General features: G+C 29.4%; 27 protein-coding genes. 25 read left to right on the top strand and 2 right to left on the bottom strand.

Translation table 11 applies throughout. The features are described 5' to 3' along the window. Window positions 1-25 precede the first annotated feature (25 nt). The 21 genes from ACL_RS04620 (at window position 26) to rsmH (ending at window position 17,092) form a co-directional block, all read left to right on the top strand. Window positions 26-439, top strand: coding sequence for a hypothetical protein (locus ACL_RS04620; protein WP_012242879.1), 414 nt, complete (start codon window positions 26-28; stop codon window positions 437-439). Window positions 440-551: 112 nt separating this feature from the next. Beyond that, window positions 552-1,076 carry a DUF1643 domain-containing protein gene (locus ACL_RS04615; RefSeq protein ID WP_049751954.1) on the top strand — a complete coding sequence of 175 codons (525 nt, stop codon included), beginning with the start codon at window positions 552-554 and terminating at the stop codon, window positions 1,074-1,076. A gap of 266 nt (window positions 1,077-1,342) precedes the next feature. Next, window positions 1,343-1,570 (top strand): helix-turn-helix domain-containing protein, encoded by a 228-nt coding sequence (locus ACL_RS04610; RefSeq protein WP_012242877.1) that lies wholly within the window; start codon window positions 1,343-1,345, stop codon window positions 1,568-1,570. A 4-nt stretch (window positions 1,571-1,574) separates the two neighbouring features. After that, window positions 1,575-2,348 carry a zinc-ribbon domain-containing protein gene (locus ACL_RS04605; RefSeq protein WP_012242876.1) on the top strand — a complete coding sequence of 258 codons (774 nt, stop codon included), beginning with the start codon at window positions 1,575-1,577 and terminating at the stop codon, window positions 2,346-2,348. Between the two features lie 38 nt (window positions 2,349-2,386). After that, window positions 2,387-3,679, top strand: a complete 1,293-nt coding sequence (locus ACL_RS04600; protein ID WP_012242875.1) for an SPFH domain-containing protein — start codon at window positions 2,387-2,389, stop codon at window positions 3,677-3,679. A gap of 74 nt (window positions 3,680-3,753) precedes the next feature. Further along, a complete protein-coding gene (locus tag ACL_RS04595; RefSeq protein WP_012242874.1) occupies window positions 3,754-5,709 on the top strand; it encodes an InlB B-repeat-containing protein in 1,956 nt (651 codons plus the stop codon). A 42-nt stretch (window positions 5,710-5,751) separates the two neighbouring features. Beyond that, window positions 5,752-6,195: a hypothetical protein gene (locus tag ACL_RS04590; RefSeq protein WP_012242873.1), complete on the top strand. Its 444-nt coding sequence runs from the start codon at window positions 5,752-5,754 to the stop codon at window positions 6,193-6,195. A 357-nt stretch (window positions 6,196-6,552) separates the two neighbouring features. Then, window positions 6,553-7,110, top strand: coding sequence for a hypothetical protein (locus tag ACL_RS04585; protein WP_012242872.1), 558 nt, complete (start codon window positions 6,553-6,555; stop codon window positions 7,108-7,110). Between the two features lie 19 nt (window positions 7,111-7,129). Then, window positions 7,130-7,516, top strand: a complete 387-nt coding sequence (locus ACL_RS04580) for a hypothetical protein (RefSeq protein WP_012242871.1) — start codon at window positions 7,130-7,132, stop codon at window positions 7,514-7,516. 371 nt (window positions 7,517-7,887) lie between these two features. Continuing rightward, the gene (locus ACL_RS04575; RefSeq protein WP_041634110.1) at window positions 7,888-8,406 is read left to right on the top strand and encodes a hypothetical protein; all 519 of its coding nucleotides are present in this window, start codon (window positions 7,888-7,890) and stop codon (window positions 8,404-8,406) included. A gap of 75 nt (window positions 8,407-8,481) precedes the next feature. Continuing rightward, on the top strand, window positions 8,482-8,697 hold the full coding sequence (locus ACL_RS04570) for a hypothetical protein (protein WP_012242869.1): 216 nt from the start codon (window positions 8,482-8,484) through the stop codon (window positions 8,695-8,697). Then, window positions 8,694-9,575, top strand: coding sequence for a hypothetical protein (locus tag ACL_RS04565; RefSeq protein ID WP_041634106.1), 882 nt, complete (start codon window positions 8,694-8,696; stop codon window positions 9,573-9,575). The genes ACL_RS04570 and ACL_RS04565 overlap by 4 nt, the downstream gene beginning before the upstream one ends. Window positions 9,576-9,697: 122 nt before the next feature. Next, window positions 9,698-10,153 (top strand): DUF6560 family protein, encoded by a 456-nt coding sequence (locus ACL_RS04560; RefSeq protein ID WP_041634104.1) that lies wholly within the window; start codon window positions 9,698-9,700, stop codon window positions 10,151-10,153. Between the two features lie 158 nt (window positions 10,154-10,311). Next, window positions 10,312-10,935 (top strand): HAD-IA family hydrolase, encoded by a 624-nt coding sequence (locus ACL_RS04555; protein ID WP_012242866.1) that lies wholly within the window; start codon window positions 10,312-10,314, stop codon window positions 10,933-10,935. 21 nt (window positions 10,936-10,956) lie between these two features. Next, complete coding sequence (locus tag ACL_RS04550) at window positions 10,957-11,145, top strand: hypothetical protein (protein ID WP_012242865.1); 189 nt, start codon at window positions 10,957-10,959, stop codon at window positions 11,143-11,145. Window positions 11,146-11,333: 188 nt separating this feature from the next. After that, the gene (locus tag ACL_RS04545) at window positions 11,334-11,648 is read left to right on the top strand and encodes a hypothetical protein (RefSeq protein ID WP_012242864.1); all 315 of its coding nucleotides are present in this window, start codon (window positions 11,334-11,336) and stop codon (window positions 11,646-11,648) included. 174 nt (window positions 11,649-11,822) lie between these two features. Next, the gene (locus ACL_RS04540; RefSeq protein ID WP_012242863.1) at window positions 11,823-12,383 is read left to right on the top strand and encodes an NUDIX hydrolase; all 561 of its coding nucleotides are present in this window, start codon (window positions 11,823-11,825) and stop codon (window positions 12,381-12,383) included. A gap of 136 nt (window positions 12,384-12,519) precedes the next feature. Continuing rightward, entirely contained in the window at window positions 12,520-13,878 is a 1,359-nt protein-coding gene (locus tag ACL_RS04535) for a dicarboxylate/amino acid:cation symporter (protein WP_012242862.1), read from the top strand. Between the two features lie 131 nt (window positions 13,879-14,009). Continuing rightward, a complete protein-coding gene (locus ACL_RS04530; RefSeq protein WP_041634102.1) occupies window positions 14,010-14,573 on the top strand; it encodes a hypothetical protein in 564 nt (187 codons plus the stop codon). A gap of 121 nt (window positions 14,574-14,694) precedes the next feature. Further along, a complete protein-coding gene (locus tag ACL_RS04525) occupies window positions 14,695-15,897 on the top strand; it encodes a hypothetical protein (protein ID WP_012242860.1) in 1,203 nt (400 codons plus the stop codon). A 160-nt stretch (window positions 15,898-16,057) separates the two neighbouring features. Beyond that, window positions 16,058-17,092, top strand: coding sequence for a 16S rRNA (cytosine(1402)-N(4))-methyltransferase RsmH (gene rsmH, locus ACL_RS04520; RefSeq protein ID WP_012242859.1), 1,035 nt, complete (start codon window positions 16,058-16,060; stop codon window positions 17,090-17,092). A 46-nt stretch (window positions 17,093-17,138) separates the two neighbouring features. Here rsmH and ACL_RS04515 read toward each other — a convergent pair whose 3' ends face one another. Together ACL_RS04515 and ACL_RS04510 are read right to left on the bottom strand one after the other, a co-directional pair. After that, window positions 17,139-17,990 carry a DegV family protein gene (locus ACL_RS04515; RefSeq protein ID WP_012242858.1) on the bottom strand — a complete coding sequence of 284 codons (852 nt, stop codon included), beginning with the start codon at window positions 17,988-17,990 and terminating at the stop codon, window positions 17,139-17,141. A gap of 13 nt (window positions 17,991-18,003) precedes the next feature. Further along, a complete protein-coding gene (locus ACL_RS04510) occupies window positions 18,004-18,549 on the bottom strand; it encodes a DUF1836 domain-containing protein (protein WP_012242857.1) in 546 nt (181 codons plus the stop codon). A 200-nt stretch (window positions 18,550-18,749) separates the two neighbouring features. On the opposite strand from ACL_RS04510, the gene chrA reads away from it, so the two are divergent. From chrA to ACL_RS04490, 4 genes are all read left to right on the top strand, one after another. Then, window positions 18,750-19,931 carry a chromate efflux transporter gene (gene chrA / locus ACL_RS04505; RefSeq protein WP_012242856.1) on the top strand — a complete coding sequence of 394 codons (1,182 nt, stop codon included), beginning with the start codon at window positions 18,750-18,752 and terminating at the stop codon, window positions 19,929-19,931. 29 nt (window positions 19,932-19,960) lie between these two features. Continuing rightward, a complete protein-coding gene (locus ACL_RS04500) occupies window positions 19,961-21,148 on the top strand; it encodes a cation:proton antiporter (protein ID WP_012242855.1) in 1,188 nt (395 codons plus the stop codon). A 181-nt stretch (window positions 21,149-21,329) separates the two neighbouring features. Next, window positions 21,330-22,241 (top strand): GGDEF domain-containing protein, encoded by a 912-nt coding sequence (locus ACL_RS04495; protein ID WP_012242854.1) that lies wholly within the window; start codon window positions 21,330-21,332, stop codon window positions 22,239-22,241. Between the two features lie 98 nt (window positions 22,242-22,339). Beyond that, on the top strand, window positions 22,340-22,975 hold the full coding sequence (locus tag ACL_RS04490; protein ID WP_197711669.1) for an HD domain-containing protein: 636 nt from the start codon (window positions 22,340-22,342) through the stop codon (window positions 22,973-22,975). Window positions 22,976-22,994: the final 19 nt, after the last annotated feature.

Below are 22,994 nucleotides of genomic sequence, written 5' to 3'. Positions count from 1 at the left end.
GGTATAATATTTTTGAGGTGTTTAAATGAAAAAGAAAATATATATTAATCCGGCCATATATTTAGTATTTATTATTGCTGTTGTAGGAGCAATAAACTTTGGTAAACGAAGCATTATTACCGAAAACTATCTAAACTTGGCACAGCAAATTGCGACTTACATATTCACAATTGTATTGATATGGTCTGTTTATTGGATTGGGAAAGATATCATAAAACCTATTCCACTCACCTATGATAGCAAAGAAATTATAATCAAAAGATATTTTAAAAGAAATCTTGTAATAAGTTATAAAGATATTGCTAGAGCAGAATATTATAATCGCTATATGAGATTAGAAATACACACCAAAGATAAAAAGTATAAGTTTGGCTTTGTTGTTAATACAAAAGAACTGATTGAGATATTAAAAAAGAAGGTAAAGAACAATAATTTTTAGATTAATCCCCCTATCATCACTTGTTGATGGTCCCATGGGTACCGCACGGGAGGGGCTTTAAAAAACGTGAGGCAAAAATTTTGAAAATTTAGAATATAGGTAAATGATAAATATGAATAGTTTGAGTAAATGGATTTATATAAAAGAAAATGACAATGCAGCACGTTATGTTTTAGGAGTTCAGGGTAAATCACCTCTTATATTTTTTGGAGTTAACCCAAGTACAGCAGAGCCGAATAAACTTGATAATACTGTTAAAAATGTTGTTAAATTAGCCAGAAAGCAAAATAATGATAGTTGGATTATGTTGAATATATATCCACAACGAGATACCAATCCAAATGGAATGCACTTCAATTCAAATGATCAATATTATCAAAGAAACATTAGAGAAATCGAAAACATATTAAAATCAAATCAAAGTAGTGTTTTAATAGCTGGTTGGGGAAATCTGATAGAAAAAAGAAATTATTTAAGTGAAGCCTTAAAGGAAATTTATTTATTATCAGTTAAGTATAATTGTACATGGATGTGTTTAGATCAAAATAAAAGTGGTCATCCTAAACATCCACTATATGTATCTATTGATAACAGCTCTTTAAAAGAGTTTGATATAAAACAACAGTATAAATTATAAAGTCACTTTGGTGACTTTTTCTTTATACAAGTAAGTTTTGAGGTAAATTAAATGAATAACAATTCACCAATTAATTTTTGATAAAACTCATAAATTAAATAACATAATTAAGCAGCTTTCCAATTCAAATAGAATTAGAAAGCTTTATTTATGTTTTTAAGGAGATAATATCGCAAGTTCTTGCGAATAAACATTAATTTCGTATTGTTATCAGTTTATTAATATGATATTATTAGAGTATAAAGAAAGAAAGGGGATACTGTCGTATGGAAATCAGTTATAAAAAACTATGGATTTTACTCATAGAAAAAGATATTTCGCAAATTGATTTTAGGACTGAGGTTAATATTGCAACCGGAACAATGACTAAACTTAGAAGAAATGAAGAAGTTGCCCTTTCTGTACTACTTAGAATTTGCGAATATCTAGATTGTAATATCGGTGATATTTGTGATGCAGTAAAAATTATTAAATATCAACAAAAAGAGGGATAAGAATATGTTTTGTAATAATTGTGGTAATCAAATATCAGAGGGTTCGAAATTTTGCTCTGGGTGTGGTAAACAAGTGGTAATTATTAATCAGCAATCCTCAGAAAATAAAAGAATTAAATTATTTGAAGGGAAAATATACAAATGTCCGAATTGTGGTGCTCATTTAAATGCATTTGAACACAAATGTAAAGATTGTGGATATGAGCTTCGTGGTTCTAATTTAGATAATGTAGTCAAAGATTTCGCTGATAAAATCGGGTCAACCAAGTCTATAGAAAAGAAAAATGAATTGATAAGTAATTTTTATATTCCAAACACAAAGGAAGATATATATGAATTCTTTATCTTAGCAGTTTCAAATCTAACAACAGACTCAAAATGTGAAGAAGCTTGGAAGGCAAAAGTAGATCAAACGTATCACAAAGCTAAAATATCTTTTGGTAATACATTTGAATTTGAATATATTGATAAATTATATAAAAAAACAATGAACCAATATAGAAGTAAAACTTTTAAACGTTTTATGAATAATGCATGGCGGTATTTGATTGGCTCAGTTGTTACTGTTGTATCATTAGTGTTAATGATATGGGGAGGCTTTAAAGGTTCCGAGTCTGGTGATGGTGATTCACCTTATTACATGTTGAGTACAATTTCAATGACTATATTTATGTTAGGAATAAGTATTTTATATTGGGCAACACAAAAAAAAGATAAATCAAAATCTAAAGTCAAAAATACTGAAAATGAAGAAGACGAAGAAGAAGATGAAGAATAATTTTAACAAAAATAAGAAAATACAAGGAGGTATTAAATGTGGGGATATTCAATAGAAAGAAAAAAAGTGGGTTTAGTGATGTTATCCGTTGTGATCAATCAAATTATTTAGTATGGAAGTGGCATCCCAGTGGAACTAGTCAAGGTGAAGTAAAAAGGGAAACAGCCATAAGAACAAATTCAGTACTTAGAGTTAAAACTGGTGAGGTAGCAGCCTTTTTTTATAAACAAGAAGACGGCACCAAGGTAGATTATATTGTAGGTCCATATGATGGAACTTTAAAAACGAAAAACTTTCCTATTTTATCATCTATTATTGGATTATGGTATGAGGGTGATACACCTTTCCAAGCTGAAGTATTCTTTCTAAACTTAGCTGAAGCTATACAAGTTAGATTTGGTATTCCATATTTTGATGTGGTGGATTCTAGATTTCCTGATTTTCAAGTTCCAGTTGCAGTTAGAGGATCATTAACTTTCAAAATAAAAGATTATAAAAGGTTCGTTTTATTTCATCAACTCGCAAATTTCAGTATAGAAGAACTAAAAAGTAAAATTAACGCATCAGTTTCACGGTATGTAAAAGAGGTTGTCACTAATGCTCCTTCTAAACACGATATTCCAGTTATTGCAATTGAATCAAAGATAGATTTAATTAATCAAGATGTTGAATTGTATGTTGGTGATAGACTAGATGATCTTTTTGCTATATCTGTAACTGGTATTGATTTAAGTGCAGTTGAGGTTGATAAAGATAACGAAGCATATATTGAACTCAAGAGGGTTACTAAAGATATTTCAACAGGTAAAGCAGAAACAGACCTTCTTAACTATCAAGAAGAGCTAAGAATCAAGAGAGAAGAGGAACAATATGCTCAACGAATGACAACTAGACAAACTAATATTGGAGCTTATCAAACACAAATCAGTGGTGAAGTTGGTGTTGCTGGTGCAGAAGCATTAGGTAAAATGGGCGAAAATGGAGCAGGCAATGTTGACTTAGGCGGTCATGGTACAGCATTTAATCCAGTCTCAATGATGGCTGGTATAGCTGTTGGATCTGCTGTCGGTAAAAATATTGCTGGTGTGATGGACCAATCACTAGATCACAAAAATAATGGACAAAGCACACCACCGTCAGTTCCGGTAACTCAATTTCATGTAGCCAAAGATGGTAAACCAACAGGACCGTTTGATATTAATAATTTAAGAACAATGGTGGCTACAGGAGCTCTAACTTCTGATAGTTTAGTTTGGAAAGAGGGAATGTCAGAATGGCAAAAAGCAAGTTCTCAAATTGAACTTGCAGGATTATTTCCTCCAAAATTATAAGGAAAAATAAAAAATAAAAAGGGGACAGTGTACTCAAAATAATTAAAATTAAAAAAGAGTATACGAATAAAATAATGAAAAAACTAAGGATAGTAACTGTATTACTGTTGATATTATCAGCTTTTGTCTTAGTAGGTTGTGAAGATAGCATTGAACTTGCAGAAGATGAAGTAAAAGTAAGAGAGTCAGCAACATCACTTGCTGGAAAAAATTATGAGGATGTCGTAGAGCAGCTTGAAGTATGGGGTTTTACAAATATTAAAACTGAAGCAGTTTATGATATCTTTTGGGGGATAACAAAAGAAGGAACGACTAAAAGTGTTAAAATTGGTGGTTCAGAGACTTTTAAAAGTGGGGATATTTATAAGAAGGATGTTTCTATCGTTGTAACATATTCAATGAAAGCTTCTGATGATCCAACAAAACAAAAATATAAAATAACATGGCAATATGATGATGGAACAATTATTAAAATTGAAGATGTATTATGGGGAGTAACACCAAATTATACTGGAACTATTCCTTCAAAAAAATCAACAAATGAATTAAGATATGAGTTTAACGGCTGGTCACCAGTAATGACTGTGGTAAATGGCGAACAAACATATACTGCAATATTTAGTGAAGTTGCTAATACTTTTACGATAAGTTGGAAAAATGATAATGGATCAATTTTAGAAACTGATAATGACGTTATGAATGGGGCTACACCAGAATATAATGGAATAACGCCTGTAAAAAACGAAACTTCTCAATATTCCTTTGAGTTTATTGGTTGGTCCCCAAATGTTGTACCAGCAAATGATAATACAGAGTACATTGCAGTTTTCAAAGAAACCTTAAAAACATACACTATAACTTGGGTAGACAGTGATGATAATGTTTTACAAATTGATGAAAACGTGGAATATGGAATTATACCTAGTTTTGATGGAGTAGTACCTGTCAATGAACCTACTGTCGCCATCACTTATGTGTTTGGAGGTTGGTCTCCTGGAGTTCAGGCAGTATCTGGTAATCAAACGTATAAAACTATTATTCATGAAGAGAAAACAAAATATACAATAGCAATTGATACAAAGGGTGGAGTTTTAGAAAACACCGAAATTATTTTTGATTATGCGGATACTGTTTATAACTTAGAAGAACCTAGAAAAAATGGATTTATTTTTACAGGTTGGTCTTTAGAAAATGAACCTTTGATATTTCCATACACCTTATTAAAAAACATCCAAATAGTAGCAAACTATAAAGAACTAAAACCATATGAACTAATATGGGACTTTTATACTAATATTTCAAATAGCAACAGTTTTATTGTAAATGATAGTGAGGGATACATTCAATTTTTATCCAATGATTCTAATAGTCAAGCTATCTATAACAAAGAAGGTGCATATGGATTTTATTATAATCTAAACGGATATGAGTTTATGATTGTCATGGATTTAGTAAATTCTCAATTCTCCTATGTTGATAAATATAATTACTATTATGAAAGAGATTTTCTATATAAAAGTAATTCTGGTAATGTTTCAAAAAAAGATTATTTATTTATTGAAGAATTATTCGATAGTCTTACAAAAGGAATTGAGGAGGGAATATTAATTACTTTATCTGAAACCTATGGCAAAACATTTAAAATAAGTGATTTTAACGAGAACTGGGATGAGTTATTATTACTTCCAAATAAATATTATAAGACATATGAAATGGAAGTGATGGATAATATTGATGTTTCTCTTGACATTGGTTATACACCTGTTGGTAGTTATGGACGATGGGGTTATCAGGTTTATAATGGTTCTTTAGAAACTATTCATTATCTAGAAATAGAAATTGCATTTGTCATTATAACATCAGATGGTTATGAAAAGGTGCACTCAGAAATAATTAAGTATTATACATATTTGACTCCAAATGATTATGATGATAAATACATGAGTATCCTCATTAGTAAAATAGTTGACACGAATGGAAAATCTAAATTTGATGCCTTGATGATTACAATCTTAGATGTTTCTTTCTAATTTTTTATTTATGAACTGATACAAAATATTAGGAGAATTGTTATGAGATATAAGACATTAAATTATAGTATAATCAAAAATGATGTAAATGACACTTGTTTAAAGGTGTTAAAAGAAAAGTTGTTTTTGAGTATCAAAAATAGTAAGATTTTGATTATAGTTGATGATTATAATCATCAAAATTTAGAAAATATTAGCAAAAAAACGGTCCTTAATAGTCGTCAAATTTTACTGAGAGTTGTTGAAGAAAGTGATCTTGAAAAAGTCCTTTCAGATATAGATAATGGTGCAATGAGAAACATTAAAATTTTTGTTACATTAAATGACGATGTTGAATTTATTCGGATGACAGAAAAACATAAATATCATAAAACTACTGAAATGTTAAAATCAAAGTATTTTGAAAGTTATGTTTATCTCTATTATTATTCAGAAAACTATTCAGAAACAGAACTGTTATATGTGAGTAAACTGTTAAAGCCATAAATGATAAAAGAGGTGATTCACTGAGGTGATGATCCTCTTTTTGTTAGTAATTCTCATTTCCAGTAATTAGTGTTGACGCCAAACTTCAAGTAGTATTGATATATTAATAATATACGCTTGAAATACTGTTGATATATATTTGAACACATATAAAAAAATGAATAAAAAGAGTTAAATAAAGTTTATTTGTACGCTATTGGCTACACTACAAATGATACGTTTTAGCGTATACTACAGTTACCCTAGGATATCTGGCTTTAAAAGTCTAGGATTAAAAGGAGCAATTATTGTTCCTTTTTTTCTTGCGAAAATTCGTAGAATCTCAAAACTTGTACTAATGAGAGGATTGATTTATTTATGGCAAATAAAGACACATATCAACTTTGGGTTGAAACAAGAAAACTAGATGAAGTCTTTGAATTTATAAAAGAGTGTTCAAGAAAGTTAGTCACACAAAAAGAAATGTGTAAGCACTTAGGAATTACTCAAGATACTTTTACAAGACTAAAAAGAAAGTATCCGGAAATTGAAAAAGCACAATTTGAAGCAAAGATTAATTTAAAGATGGATCTAACGGGTGCACTTTATAAAAGAGCGATAGGCTATGATGTTACAGAAGAAACACAGCATATAGATGATGCTGGTAAAACTAGAGCACCAAGAAGAAAGATTGTAAGAACTACGAGACATATACCAGCTGATAAATACTCAGCTGTGTATTTATTAACTAAACACTTCGGTAGAGAATATAGTGACAAGGCATATGAACTAAAAATTCTAGAAGAAAAGATTAAAGCAAGTAAGGAAGAGTGGACGATAGATGATATAATAACTACAAAGAACATAAAGTACAAGAAAATGGTATCAATTCAAATATTTTCAGGTATGAACTTGTTAAACATATTAGTATCATAGATCTCATATACAAGAAATTATGGATAAAAATACAGAAGAAATGTTTGTGAAAAAATTCATCGATAAAAACAAAAGGAATAGAGTCATTTATGAGTTATTTAATAGTGAAAAGAGAGGTGATTCTATCCGTAAAATACCATCAATTTTGTCACATAATTTTAAAGAAGCATCTTTTAAAAGTGATGAAGATATCTACAAATATCTTCTTATAGGCAAAGTTATGAGTCCGATTTATGTAATTTCTGATGACGAGAAAATAGATGGACAGTTTGTGCATCCCGAAAAGGCACTTAATCATACTTTATTTGGCGGTGGAACATACATACTACTATTTAATCATGCAATATTTATTAAAGAAGAGATTGGGTATGGTTCACCTAAATACATAATATTCGTTGATAAGTAAAATTAGAGTCCTTAGAATTTATTTTCTAGGGGCTCTTTATTGTTTATAATGTGATCAATAGAGTCCAAGAAAATCCTTCTTAAACTTCTCAAAATAATTTGCTGATTAATATTATCTATAAGTAATTTATCTTTTGAAGTGCTTGACTGTAGTGATGATTTTCTATGTTTAAATTAGTTAGCCAATAATACGTGTGTATGGACATCTCAAAGTAGAGACAACATACATTTAAAATGTATTTAAAGTATATTTGATATATTGTTGAGATAAAGCAACTAATAATGGTATAATTCGATTAAGTGTTATACCTTTTTTACTAGATATCATTATAGGGATAGTTTTTAAGATTATTGACCATGATGATTAGTAAAATGTTGGTAAAAGAAAAGGTGATCAACAAAGTGTGGATAGATAAGGAATTTAAGAAAATATACTTCAATGGAAGTGAAAATGGACTGCGAATGAAGTTTTCAGAATATATCGTCCAGGAATTAAGAGAAAAAATTATCGACTTTATTAAGTTTTTGAGAAGGAGATACTACTTTCCTATTAGATGTACCATTTTCATCAAGTCTAACAATGAATTTTTTGAGAAGGAAAACTCAACAAAAAAAACTATTGGAGATTTTTATTATTACGAAGATCATATTAAAAAAAATCCATTTATTTGGATTGCAACTGGTAAATATCACTATGTTCCAATCAATAAAAAAGATACTGAAATGAAGAATATTTTGTTTACAATAACTCATGAATTAACACATTATTATCAATGGTTTTTTATGGAAATAGACAAAAGAAAGGATAGAAGTCTAGAAATTGAAGCGAATAGATGGGCTAATTATTTACTTGAAGAGTATTTTGAAGAAACCAGAGATAAAGTAGTGTAACAAAGATATAAGGATAAATTATGCGCAAAAGTAGAGAGTCTTTGATGGGTTAATTAAATAAATGGGGAGCACGACATGAAGGTAAAAAAGTTCTTAATTTCATTTTCATTTACAATTTTATTTGGTGTACTTAGTATAGGGTCTTTGATTTTATATATTTTTGGTAAATCAAATTATGATTTATTTCAAACAATCATAACAGGTATATCAAGTATCTTTTTTATGGTTCTAACCATAAAAGGTAACTATTATGATAGTTATTATATAGCTTATAATCAAAAGTATTTTTGAATGACATAAATATATTTGAAGACTCTATAACCATTAAAGAAAAGAAGATTATTAGATATAAAAAATTTCTAAAAGATAAGGTTACTAAGTCAACATATAGCTTAGTTTACAATAAAACACTAGATTTGCATTTTATAGTGTATGAACTTAAAAATAATTTCCAACTAATTACCATTAAAAATACAGGTTTTACGCATACAGGATTATATTTTGATGAAACGGATAGATTGTTAAATACTGATGTATTGATTGAAAAAATCGGTATAAAACAATTAGAAGGTGTTAATTATATAAAAAAATATACATCAAATGATGAAAAAAGTATATTATTCATTCATAAAGATGACAATTCATTTAGAGTTACTGAATATACCTATTCAATTAACTTTGCACTTAAGATTCTTGATGTATATAAAGAGATGTTACCACATTGGTATAAAGAGTATAATCAAGCTTATTTCAATTTTGATAACTATCATGAAGCTGAAATATTTGCAGTAAGAAGATTAAATTCAATAAATGAAGAGTATACACTTAATGGAAAACCACTTCAATATTTTGTTTTACCGAGACAAAAGATTGGTACAGCATATCATGAATTTCAAACGGGAGACAAAAAAGATGTGTATTGGGATAAAACATCGATATTGTTGCATGAAGATATCATGGAAAAACATAAGATGGGTGAGTTTTTTTCGAGAGTTATTCCAAATTATGATTATTTTGGAAAAAGTTTAGTTAATGAGACAACTTGGAATACTATACTAAATCAGGTGATCTACGAAAATGAGATGGTTAAAGTAATAATAGATGAATTACGACTCTGGGCAGAAGAAAGTATTTATGAATCCGGTTGTTTTACAATTTTAGGTATATAAGAAATTAGGTAATTAAATCAAAGTTCAAGGTATCAAAGAAATTATATATTGATAAAACAACATAAATACAATTTAATTAATTTAAAGTAAGGCATAGATAATAAAAAATGGAGGAGTTATATTTGAAAATAAACAACAACCCAAAAGTTATGGATGATACGAATAAATTTATCATCAAGCAACCCTTAATATATAATAAAATACTTCCGATAGTATTAGTTGGACTATTATTTGTAGCACTATACTTAATTGTATTTGAAAAGGAAGCTTTAAGTAGCGATATTGAAGGTGCAATAGCTGCCCTTGCATTTCTGGGTATTATTTTTTTAGGTTCACTATTTTTACTTATCAACAATATAAACTGGAAAATAGAAGTATTTGATACATATTGTATACACACTAACTTGTTTGGTAGAAAGAAAAAATATTTATATCAAGACTTACGTGTTATCGATTATAAAACAGCATATCGTGTATATTTAGGTAAGAAACGAATATTTGGTATTTCCCATTTACAGGATAATTATAAAATGTTTTCTGAATTATACTCGAAACATAATAAGATTATGCAAAGGTAGTATGTATTTTTTCAATAAATAGGCTTAATATAGGGTTAAATGAGTAAATGTAAGTGAATGTTGAAAGGAGAAAACTATGTCGTATAAATTAGTGATTTTTGATGCTGATAATACATTGATAGACTTTTTTAAAATGTGAACAATTTGGATTAGAGTATATGTGTAATAAACTAAATATAATACCGAGTTTTGATCTTTTTTCTACGTTTTCTAAAATAGATCATAGTTTATGGGAGACGGGCAGTTATAATGATATACAAGTCGCAAATAAAGATATCCCTATTTTTAGATTTAAACTTCTTTTTGAAATATGCGAGATTGATTCGATTGATTCTGCACTTGCAAACAAACTTTACATGGAAGGATTTAAACAAGCAGTATTTCCATTAGAATCATCTCATAAAATTGTTAAGTATCTATATGATAATGAAATAATAGTTTGTGTTGCAACAAATGGTTTAGTTGACTTACAGTATCCAAGAATAATAAATACATCATTTGGTAAATATATAACGCGTATAGTTGCATCTGAAGAAGTGAGTGTTAATAAACCAAATCCTAAAATATTTAAAAGTATATTAAGATATACAAATTTAAATGCTACTGAAGCATTAGTTGTGGGTGATTCATTAACTAATGATATATTAGTAGCAAAAAATGCAAATATAAAATCTGTATGGTATAACCCTAATCAAAATATAAACGATTCTAATATTATTCCAGATTATGAGATATCTAATATGATTAAATTAAAAGAAATAGTAAATAAAAAGATTAGATGAAAGATATAAGAGGTATTCATAATGGTTGTTACAAAGCCAAAAGGTCCAACTGTAGCTATCAAAATATTAAGTATATTTATGATTCCATTTTCACTATTTATTATAGTGGGTTGTTTTATTATGTTATTTACAACAAAAACAATTGAAGAAACGATTGTTGCAAATGCAAAACTTGGAGCCGGATTTTCTGGAATAATTAAGATTATTTGAGGTGAAGCAGGAATTAGATTAGGAGATTCAGTATCGATTGGAGTTGAAACTTATGTTGGTTGGGGAATTACTATTGATTTTTCTCAAGGAATAAGGGTTGGTGCCGCTATTGGTGCTTGTGGTGAGGTCTATCTAGAAATAGACTGGGTAGAATTTTTTGAAGACTTATTTAATGGAAGGTTTTGGTCATGATAGATAAAAAAATGTTATATTTGATGTGTATTCCTGTATTTGGAGTAGTTATAAACTATGTATATATATTCTTTAATAGAAGCAAAATTGAAAAATTTAGCTTTCAAACACTATTCTTATATGTTTTTTCATCTGGTTTGATTTGGTTGGGAATACTTATTCTGTTTCTTCTAGGATATTCATGGGTTAACCAGATCGTCTATATTCAGGATATTGTTCCTATACTAATGATTATTCCAATTATTATTGGAGGATTATTAATGGGACTTCCAATTTTAAGGTATTATAAAAAATATAAGTTATTTTCATAAATTATACAATATTTTAAATATCCTGTATTTTTAGAGGTGATTCACGAAAGTGATGGGAAAGATTATTATTGAGATGCCTAAATAAAACAAGTGTGCACCATTGCTTCGTTGATAACTTGATGAAATTATGCTATATTTATACTAGATACCAAGTAAAGAATTGAGAAAATACAGATGCATATTAAGACAATAGAAAACTATCAACCCAAAAATGAACAAGAAGCAATTGATAAAAAGGCAATGTTAGACTTTGCTAGAAATAATGATGATGCACTATTTAGAACAAACCTTATTGCTCATTTTTCCAATTCAGCAATTATTCTAAATAAAACATTAGATAAAGTATTATTTGCTAACCACCTTATATATAAATCTTGGGGCTGGATTGGTGGACATAGTGACGGTAATCCTGATTTTTTAGATGTATTATTAGAAGAGGTAACCGAAGAAACAGGAGTTAAGAAAGTTAGGCCACTGCTTCATGAACCTGTGTCATTAGATAATATCCTAGTTTATAACCATATAAAACGGGGTGTATATGTGGGTGACCACATTCATATGAATTTAACCTATTTACTTATAGCTGATGAAGATGAGAACCTAGTTATAAAGGCTGATGAGAATAGTGGAGTTAAGTGGTTTGATTTAGATGATGTTTTAAATCACGTAACTGAAGAACGTATGATATATATCTACCAGAAATTATTTACTTATATAAAAACACTTAATAAGTAAAAGAATCACAATATTTTACACGAATACATAAAGCAGTTAATATTTAACTGCTTTTAAAATGCCTTTTATTTGAGCTTAAGGAAACTGTATAGTAATATATTTCTATATCGAAATAATTAGTAAAAGAGGAAAACACATGTTTGATAATTATTTAATAGATTCATGGCAAAAAGGCGTACTGTACTTAACTACATTAGTAGTCATAGCACTTATTTTCTTCACAGGTAAGAAAAAGTTAAAATTTAGTTTAAGAGTGATCATTGGTATGACTCTAGGTATATTAATAGGATTTTTATTTGGTCCAACTACAACTACCATTAATGGTCAAGAAACAACAATTGTTGCAACAATAAGACCGATTGGACAATTATATTTAAGATTAATCCAAATGGTTGTTGTACCTCTTGTTTTAACAGCTGTAATAAAGAGTTTTACATCACTTGAGACAATGCAAAAACTAAAGAGCATTGGTATTAAGTCTTTCTTCTGGTTACTTATAACAACAACTATTGGTGCGGTTATTGGATTCTTATTTGCATATATACCAGGATTGGGCAGTAATTTTGAACCGATCGGTGAATATGTAAGAGAAATTACGCCAATTGAAACAGTTATCTTAAATTTCTTCCCTAATAATATTGGTGCAGCTTTATCTGGTAATGTCGTATTACCCGTAATTGTACTTGCACTATTTGTTTCAGTGGCAATCATTATTGAAAATGTAAGACATCCAGAACGCACTAAGCCTTTTGTTGACTTTAATAATTCATTAAATACTATTATGACAAGAGTAACAAAATTTGTTATTAAATTAACACCTTATGCGGTATTTTCATTTATGGCTTATGCTGTGGGTAGAAGTAATATAGAAACATTGAAACAACTAGGTTTATATATTGCCTTAATATATGGCGCTTTAATCTTCCATTTTGTATTTGTTCAAATGCTTTTACTAAAGATTATGAAAGTATCACCAATCAAGTTTGTTCAAAAATTCTCTCCGGCAATGTTTTTAGCGTTTACCTCTCAAAGTAGCTATGGTACCTTACCAGTTACTATGGAGTCCTTAACAAAACGCGTTGGGGTATCTGATCGTATTGCAAACTTTGTTGGACCATTAAGTGCTAATGTAGGTATGAATGCTTGTGGAGGGATTTTCCCAGCGATGGTAGCAGTACTAACTGCAAATGCTTATGGTATTCCTATAGGACCAGTAGAGTTCGTATTACTTTTAGTGATTACAACCATTTCAGCAATAGGAATTGCTGGTGTTCCAGGTATTGCAACCATTGCTGCAGCGGTAGTATTATCAGCACTTGGGTTACCGATTGATGGTATAGCTTTAATTATTGCAGTTGATCCATTAATTGATATGGGACGTACACTAATTAATGTTACTGGTGCTGGTGTTGCGGCAACTATTGTTGCCAAATCAGAAAATGAATTAAATTTTGACATATTAAATAGTAAAGAAGAAGTTATTTTAAGTGAATAGTTAGTTCGAAAAAAATAATTGATTATAGTGTGTAATCAATTATTTTTTTATCTGTGATATAATAATTACACTTAAAAAACGTTTTAAAAAGGATGATAATAAATGAGAAAAGAATCTTTGGATTTATACTTATGATAACATCTTATATGGCTGGTATGATAAATAAGGTTGTATTATCATTTATATCGATACCGTTTGATATATATATAAATTATGTACTTGCATCAAATATTTTGATGACTATCGTGATCATTATTGGCCTAATCTTGATTATTTTAGATAATAAAGATAATATTTTCCTCATAATTTCCTGTCTATTGCTTATTGCATCACCAATTTCCAGTATTATCACTACTTGGATTAGGTTAGGCTTTAGTGTAGAAACAGGAAGTTCCATAGTGCTCATGGCGCAATCTATTAACTTTGCACCAGTTATCACTGTTGTATTTTTATTAAGTCTTTATAATAGGTTGAATATAGGTGGAAGAGTATTAACTATGACTTATATAGCGATTGGCCTGATAAATTTTATAGGCTCAATGATTCTAAACCATTTTATAAAAGATTTGACGGTTGAATTGTTTAGTTTATTTTCTAATATTGCAGCATATATCTACTATATCCAAACAATCATCATTATTGGTGTTCTAGTCATGAACTTAAAATATGCATTGTCTAGAAAGCAAAAACAATAAAATATAATATCTAAATTATAATGATATAATACGATTATAATAACGCTAACATGAAGATTAAATAGGGAAGGTTCTATGAGGTTTGTTTTCTAAGTAAAAAAAATAATGGAGCGTGGGATAAATGAAGAAAATATTAATTATTTTCATGACTTTAGTAAGTTTATTTTCTCTTATATCTTGTACACCCAATGATCTAACAAAGTCAGATGATGATCAAATAAATGAAGATGAAAAACATCAAGTAACTTTTGTTACTATAGATAAGAAATCAATAGTATTAGATAAATTTGGTGAACTGGAATATATAAACGAAGGCATTGAGATAAGTAATGAACTTTCTTTTAAGTTTAGTCATGTTCAGGGGTTAGATTATCTACTAACACAAGTAGAAAAGTTAGATAGTAACTTGTATATACATTTGGACATTGTTAAACAAAATGGTGTCTATAAACTATTATATTATTATCCAAATATGCGCATTAAATCATCTGTAAATCCACTGAGCCTCTTTATACTCTCAGACTACATATTACCTTATAGTGTAGAACTTATTTTGGGACACTTATCAAACATTCAAAATGTAGCTCTTTTCAGGGATTTCAGTATTAAACTTGGTATAAAAGATGAATCAAATACTTTAAACGAACTACATAAAAATAATATCACACAAGCATTCTATGATGTACAACCTAACGGTACATTTATGATGTCAATATATGATGAAGAAAGTCAGTTGATTTTGATTGGCACTGGATTTAATTATTTGATGGGGAATACTAAATCTAACCAAGTATATTATCCAATAGCTTATGAATTTTATGACTTCACAAACCCTAAATATAATACAATGCATCAGGAAAAGTTATGGTTTTCCACAAATTTTGGGGAAAACTACCTATTAATTGATGAAAAAGTACCTACGTTTGATGTGCGTTATGAAGCATTAAATGAAGAATTATCAAATTATATATTCTTTTATGCTAAAAATCATGATGAATTTATTAATAACATAAATTTAGCTAAAACAACAAGTATAACTTTAAAATATGATATTAAATCAACCTATTTTGATGAACTCCTTTCTATTTACGATGAAGCTTATTTTGAAGAACATATAGTTATTTTCTACTATAAATTGGAAACAAGAATGAGTGAAAATTATGTGTACTCTGTAACTACTAAAGATGATACGTTAACACTGAATGTTCATAGTATTCTAAGTGGTGCAACAGCGTTTAGTTCTTATACGTATCTAGTCACTTTGGATAAATTAGATGTAGAAGGTATTACTGAGTTTGATTTGGTTTACAGATCTATCACTTAAAAGATAAGTTTAGATATAATATATCTTGACAAAATACATCTGACTTACTGGGTGTATTTTCTTTAAAATATTGAAGAAGTGGAAGATAAGAAAGTAAATAAAGACATTTTAGTTTGTTTAATTTGGTCTTATTTGTTATAGTATTTAGAGGTGCCCTAATATGGAAGAAAATAAACGAGTAAGAAGAAAAAGATATAGTGGTCTGTATCCAAAAAAATATAATGAAAAATACAAAGAAAAAAACCCTGAAAAGTATAAAGAAACTATTCAAAAAGTTATGAAGAAGGGTAATACACCTGCAGGTATGCATCGTTCAATTATGGTTGATGAAATACTACATTTTTTTGATATAAAATTAGGACAAGTAGGGATTGACTTAACCACTGGATTTGGTGGACATAGTAAGGAAATTTTAAAAAAATTAAATCACACAGGACACTTACATGGAATTGATCAAGATCCTATTGAACTACCAAAAACAAGGGCTAGACTAGAAAGTTACGGATTTAATAAAGATAACTTTACGCTTCATCAATTAAATTTCAAGGATTTTGATGCAATTGATACTGAAGGCTTTGATTTTATTTTGGCGGATTTAGGTGTTTCTTCTATGCAAATTGATAATCCGGATAGAGGCTTTACATTTAGAGAAGAAGGTCCTTTAGATCTAAGAATGAATCCAAATGTTGGTATTCCGGCATATGTAAGATTACTTGAGATGAGTGAAATAGAAATTGAGCATATGTTAATTGAAAACGCTGATGAAATTTATGCAAAAGAAATAGCTAAAGAAATTACAAAAGCGAAAATACAAGGAAGGTACATCCGAACGACATTAGATTTACACCAGGTCATTGCATCAGCACTACAAAAGGTGTCAAAAAAAGTATATGAAGAAGAACTAAAAAAAGCATCGAGTAGAACTTTTCAAGCATTAAGAATTGATGTTAACAGTGAGTATGAAGTGTTATTTGAGATGCTTGACAAATTACCGGGTAAATTAAATCCTGGTGGTAAAGTGGCTATTTTATCATTTCACTCCGGTGAGGATAGGCTAGTTAAAAAGGCATTTAAACAATATTTAAATGATGGTGTATTTAGTATGACAGAAGGTCCGATATTACCAAGTAAAGAAGAAGTATTTAATAATCCAAGAGCAAGATCTGCAAAACTAAGGATTGCTATTAAAGGTTAATAAAAAACGGTCACTATATCAGATAGATAGAGTGACCGTTATATTTTTATAGATTAATTGAAACAGCTATACCAAGCGCTTCTGGACCGGTGTGAATTGCTAAGGCTGGTGTAATGTTTGATATACTAAAGTTTCTAATATGAGGTAGAGCTTCTTTGATTTTTGATGAGAAATCTTCTAAATTTAGTTTAGTGTCACTGTTCATTAAAGCAACATCATAACTCTTACTGTCTTTAACAAATTCTACAACTTGATGAATCAGTTCATTAACAGCTTTTTGATAGCCTCTTTGTTTTTTGACTGTATAGTAGATACCTTCATGATTACATGTAATTACGGGTTTAATTTTTAATAAATCAGCCACTGTTGCTGATACTAAACCAATACGTCCACCTTTTTTTAGGTAAACAAGTTTATCAACTGTGAAAAATACTTTTTTATGTGTTAGGTTTTGGTTAATCATGTTTACAATTTCTTCGAACGATTTACCTTCTTTAATCATATGAAGTGCTTCTAATGAACTATATCCGCTAGCCATACTAATGTTTTTGGTATCGATAAGCTCGATTGTTAAACCTTGATAATCTTCGGCAATTTGTCTAATGATATTCATTGTACCACTTAAACCTTTTGAAATCGGGATACAAATAACATGCGTGAACCCGTCTTTTTTAATTTGGTCAAAAGTACCTTCAATGTCTTTTGGACTTGGTAGAGAAGTAGTTACTTTTTTATGATCAATATGACTTAAAACCTCTTTTAATGAAATTTCTTTTTTATCAATATATTCTTTACCATCAATAATAATTCTTAATGGAAGTATATATAGAGGCATATTTGTTGAGTCTATGTTGATGTCAGATCCTGAATCTGCAAGTATTGCGATATTTTGTTTCATATTTGAAACTCCTTTATGTGTTTTTGATGTCTAATTTTGAAAACAGATAGCTAGATAGCATGATAGAAGAAAATGCTATGGTAGCTGTTTTAAGCGGTAATAGATCAATTGATACAGGTTTAGAATAATAAGTTATATTTGGTTTTCCTTTGAGTTCACTCACAGCAGATAGTAATGACTGCTCTAGAAAGTCAATAAATGTATTGTATGCATCGACTTTACCATATACAGAAGTTAAGTGGATTATACCTTTTTGAACATCATTTAGGCTACCTACTTGTTTAAGTATGGTGATTGTAATAATGAAAGCAATGTGTGACCTTTTATATTTTTTCTTGATTGGTGGTGTCATAATTTTATGTTTTACATAGTTATTAATCATTGAAGGTGTAACAAAACTATCTTTGATATCTTCGTGATCAATAAATATATAGCCTAAATGTTGGTTTACATAGTGTATGACTTGTTCTGAATAAAGTTCAATGTCAGGTAGTTCTTCCCAACGTGGTAGCTTTATATGTTCTATTTTATTTATCCATTTTTGTATTTCTGAATCCATCCAATACCTCCATCTAGTTATGATAACTAGATTACCACGTTTTCAATACTTTAACAATAAGATTGCTTCATTATGTCAATAAATAGCTATCTTGTGTAAAAAACACATAAAATATAATGTGATTGGTGGCCAAATAAAGGGACCCTTATGTATAATGATTATATGTTTATGACAAGATAGATATTTTTTGAGGATAGTATATGGATAATTTACATAAAGTTAAGTGGTATATGTTTTTATGGGATGTTTTTCTATGTTCTTTAGGATCATATGGTGGACCTGAAGCTCACTATGGTGTATTTTCTTCCATATTAGTTAAAAAGAAGAAATACATCACTGAAGAAGAACTTACAGAAATGATAGGGTTATATGCATTAGTCCCGGGTCCCAGTAGTACTCAAACAATTACAGCTATTGGTTATTATGTTGGTGGTAAATTACTGGCAATCTTTACCTTTCTAGTTTGGGCATTACCTGCAATGATAGTCATGACTTTACTCGGTATGTTTTTTACGTTTATAGATGCTAATCATGCATGGGAACCAGTACTCATGTATCTACCTGCAGCAGCAATTTCATTTATTGTATATGCTGCGATTACCTTATCTAGAAAAGTACTAAAGGTTAAAACGGATATTATTTTATACATTATAATGCTTATATTAGGGTTATTATTTGCAAATCTATCTATGTGGATAGTACCGTTATTACTTATACTCGGGGGCTTAAGTTATGTAGTTCCTAAAATAAGTGAAAAACGCAACGATAAACTTGAATATAAACCAAAATGGTTTATACTAATCATTGTTGTAGTGCTAGCACTCGTTAATGAGGTTTTAAGTCAAACATTCGATATTTCTATTTTAAATATCTACACCTCATTTTATAAATATGGTTATTCTGTAATTGGTGGTGGGCAAATTGTTGTGCCACTTATGATTACTGATTTGGTGAATAATCAATCGATTATCTCTTTAAATGACTTTTTAGCAGGTTATGCAATCGATCAGGCAATACCTGGTCCGTTATTTAGTTTTGCTTCATTTGTATCAGCAAGATCATTTGATGGTAGTAGTCTGAGTTTTCTAGCAGGTATAATTGGTGGTTTTAGTATTTTCTTGCCGGGTATATTATTAGTATTTTTCATATTCCCTTTATGGAAAGCTTCAAGAAAAATGCCTTTAATGAAACGCTTCTTAACTGGAGTAAGTATTACTGCAGCCAGTTTGATAGTAATGACTGCAATCAACCAATCACTTAAACTAGAAGTAGACTTTAAGGTATATGTTGTTGTAGTGGTTTCTACATTACTCTTATTAACGAAAAAGATACCTGCACCAATCATTATTTTACTTTCAATGTTTTTAGGTTTTATTGTATAGGAATTTAAAGTTTTTATTAGGAGATTTACATGGCATTATTAAGTTTAGGTATCATTTTAATCACGGGATTCTTAGCGGGTATATTATTTGAAAAAATAAGGTTACCTAAAATTGTAGGTATGATCATAGTAGGTATGCTCATGGGTCCGTCCATATTAAATATTATTGATGGAACGGTTTTACAAATTTCAGGATATTTACGTCAGATAGCTTTAGTGATTATCCTTACCCGTTCAGGCTTATCACTTAATATAGATAATTTGAAGAAAATAGGGCGACCTGCAATCCTCATGTGTTTTGTACCGGCTGTATTTGAAATTGTGGCGATTACTATCTTTGCACCAATGCTTTTGGGTGTGACTTATCCTGAAGCGTTACTCATTGGCTCAGTGATTGCAGCAGTATCTCCTGCTGTCATCATTCCAAGAATGATTAAATATAGTAAAACAAACTATGGTACAAATAAAAATATACCAGAACTTATTATGGCAGGATCATCAGCAGATGATATCTTTGTTATTGTATTGTTTTATGCATTTTTAGGCGTACTTAAAGGAAATACACTAAATACTTGGTCTATACTTCAAATACCGATATCTATTATATTAGGTGCAATTATCGGTATTGGTGTTGGACTCTTCATGGTTAAGATTTTTAAAAAGCACACTAAAACAATGCTTTCAAATATACTGATTTTACTCTCTGTATCTTTTATGCTTATAGGGTTAGAAATCCTTATTCAAGATGTGATTTCATTCTCTGCTTTAATTAGTATTGTAACTACCGGTATGGTCATATTATTTAAAAATAGAACGATTGCACATGAATTAGAAGAAGGATATCATAAGTTATGGTTATTCTTTGAGATTTTACTATTTGTTTTAGTGGGTATTTCTGTAGACGTAAATTACGCAATTAGTGCTGGATTTATGCCGATGATTGTTTTAATGATAGCTCTAGTATTTAGAATGATTGGCGTGTATGTATCCTTATTATTTACAAATCTAAACACTAAAGAAAAAGTATTTTCAATGATAAGTTACATACCAAAAGCTACAGTTCAAGCATCGATCGGTGCAATCGCATTAACTGAAGGCTTGGCTGTTGGTAATTTAGTACTTACTATGGCTGTTCTTGCGATATTGATTACTGCACCATTAGGTGCAATACTTATGGATAATACGCATAAAAAGTTATTAACCAAATCGGTTTTATAATGCATGAACCATTTTTATAACCTAATATATTAGGAAGACTACATTCAAAAGTCTTCCTATTTTACATTTTGAAAGTATAAAAGCGCTTTCATTATAGATTTACTTGTTGTTTTATTAGATTAATGTTATCTTTATATCGTGCGATGCTAATTAATTAAATGAAAGTAATAAAGGTTATTAAATGAAGAAACGTCTTTTGGAGAGAGTCGAATCAAAGTTTAATTTGAATGTGTTAAATGATCTAATATTTGTCGATGATAGACAAATATATTTTGTTGTAGAAACTCATGTTAAACCAAATATGTGTCATTTGATTAGTGGGGACTTAAGTAAAATTGGATTACCTAATTTTGATGAAATTGAGGCAAGTAAACTTCTAGATTTCGTTGAACCCGACAATCTATTAGCAGAAGTTGAGGGCAAACACACTTTTCTTCAAAAGATAAGAGAAAAATTTACGAATTTGAAAGATGAGATATTCTTATATATTCCCATTAAAAATGACCTTAAACCTATCTGGTTATATGTGAGCTTAAAACGTATTGAAGGTCAAGCGCTCGTACTTGGTCAGGTTGTTAGAATATATCATGAAACACCAGTAAACATTATTCATTATCAAAAAACATACCAAGATAGTTTAACTAGACTGTTTAGCCGTGAGACTTTAAAGATGCATATTGATTACTTACAGAATACAAGAGGATCATACTTACTTTATCTAGATATTGATGATTTTAAATCCATTAATGATAAATATGGCCACCAAGCAGGTGATCAATTCTTGATTGATATAGCAAACTTCTTTATAAGTAAGTGGGAACATAATGTTTTATACTATAGATTGGGTGGCGATGAGTTTGCTATGTACTGTTACGAACATGATGATGACTCTATCGTTAAACGCGCAAATAATTTAGTAGAAGACATCGAAAACCTAAATAATATGACCAAGGAACTTGGTGTAAGTTTATCCGTAGGTATTGTAAAAATTACAGATGAAAATAGAGATTATCATAGGTTACTAAACCTTGGGGATAAGTGCATGTACGAATCCAAACAAAAAGGTAAAGGTAATGTCACACTTTATGTGTGAAATTTAGAGGTTATATACATAATATAGCCTTTTTTATTTCTATTTAGCAATAAAAATGATACAATATCTTTAATCTAATCAAGGGACAAGATATTAAAATGATGCTTCAAAATATAGACCCGTTACTAATTAAATATTGTGAGACGAATATTATACCTAAATATCAGCAGCTTGATTTGGCACATCATCCAAATCATGTCTTTGATGTTATAGAAAAATCACTTATGATAGCAAAAGATTACGATGTGAATATTGAGATGGTTTATGTTGTTGCAGTATATCATGATATCGGATTACTTGTGAATAGAAAAACTCATCATATAGATGGTGGCAAAACATTAGAAGACGATGCGTTCATCCAAAACTACTTTACCAAGGATGAAATTTTAGTTATGAAACAAGCCATAGAAGATCATAGAGCATCTAATGATCACGCACCAAGAACCATTTATGGTAAAATAATTAGTGAAGCAGATAGATTAATTGATCCAGACCAAATCATATTAAGAACCATTCAATTTAGACTAAATGGTTCAAGAAATGAAGATTTTGATACAATTTATGAGGGTGTAAAAGCACATCTTATAGATAAGTATGGTCATGGTGGTTACCTAAAACTTTGGCTTAAGACAGAGCAAAATGAAACGCAGTTGTCTAAACTAAGAGCCATAATTGATGATGAAGATGAATTATATAAAAAAGCATTACATATATTTAATACAATAGGAAAATAACATGGATATTACAAATCCA

Source organism: Acholeplasma laidlawii PG-8A (assembly GCF_000018785.1).
GTDB lineage: Bacteria > Bacillota_I > Bacilli_A > Acholeplasmatales > Acholeplasmataceae > Acholeplasma > Acholeplasma laidlawii.
The sequence above is the reverse complement of the archived record's forward strand: the minus strand, read 5'-3'. Positions and strand labels throughout refer to the sequence as shown.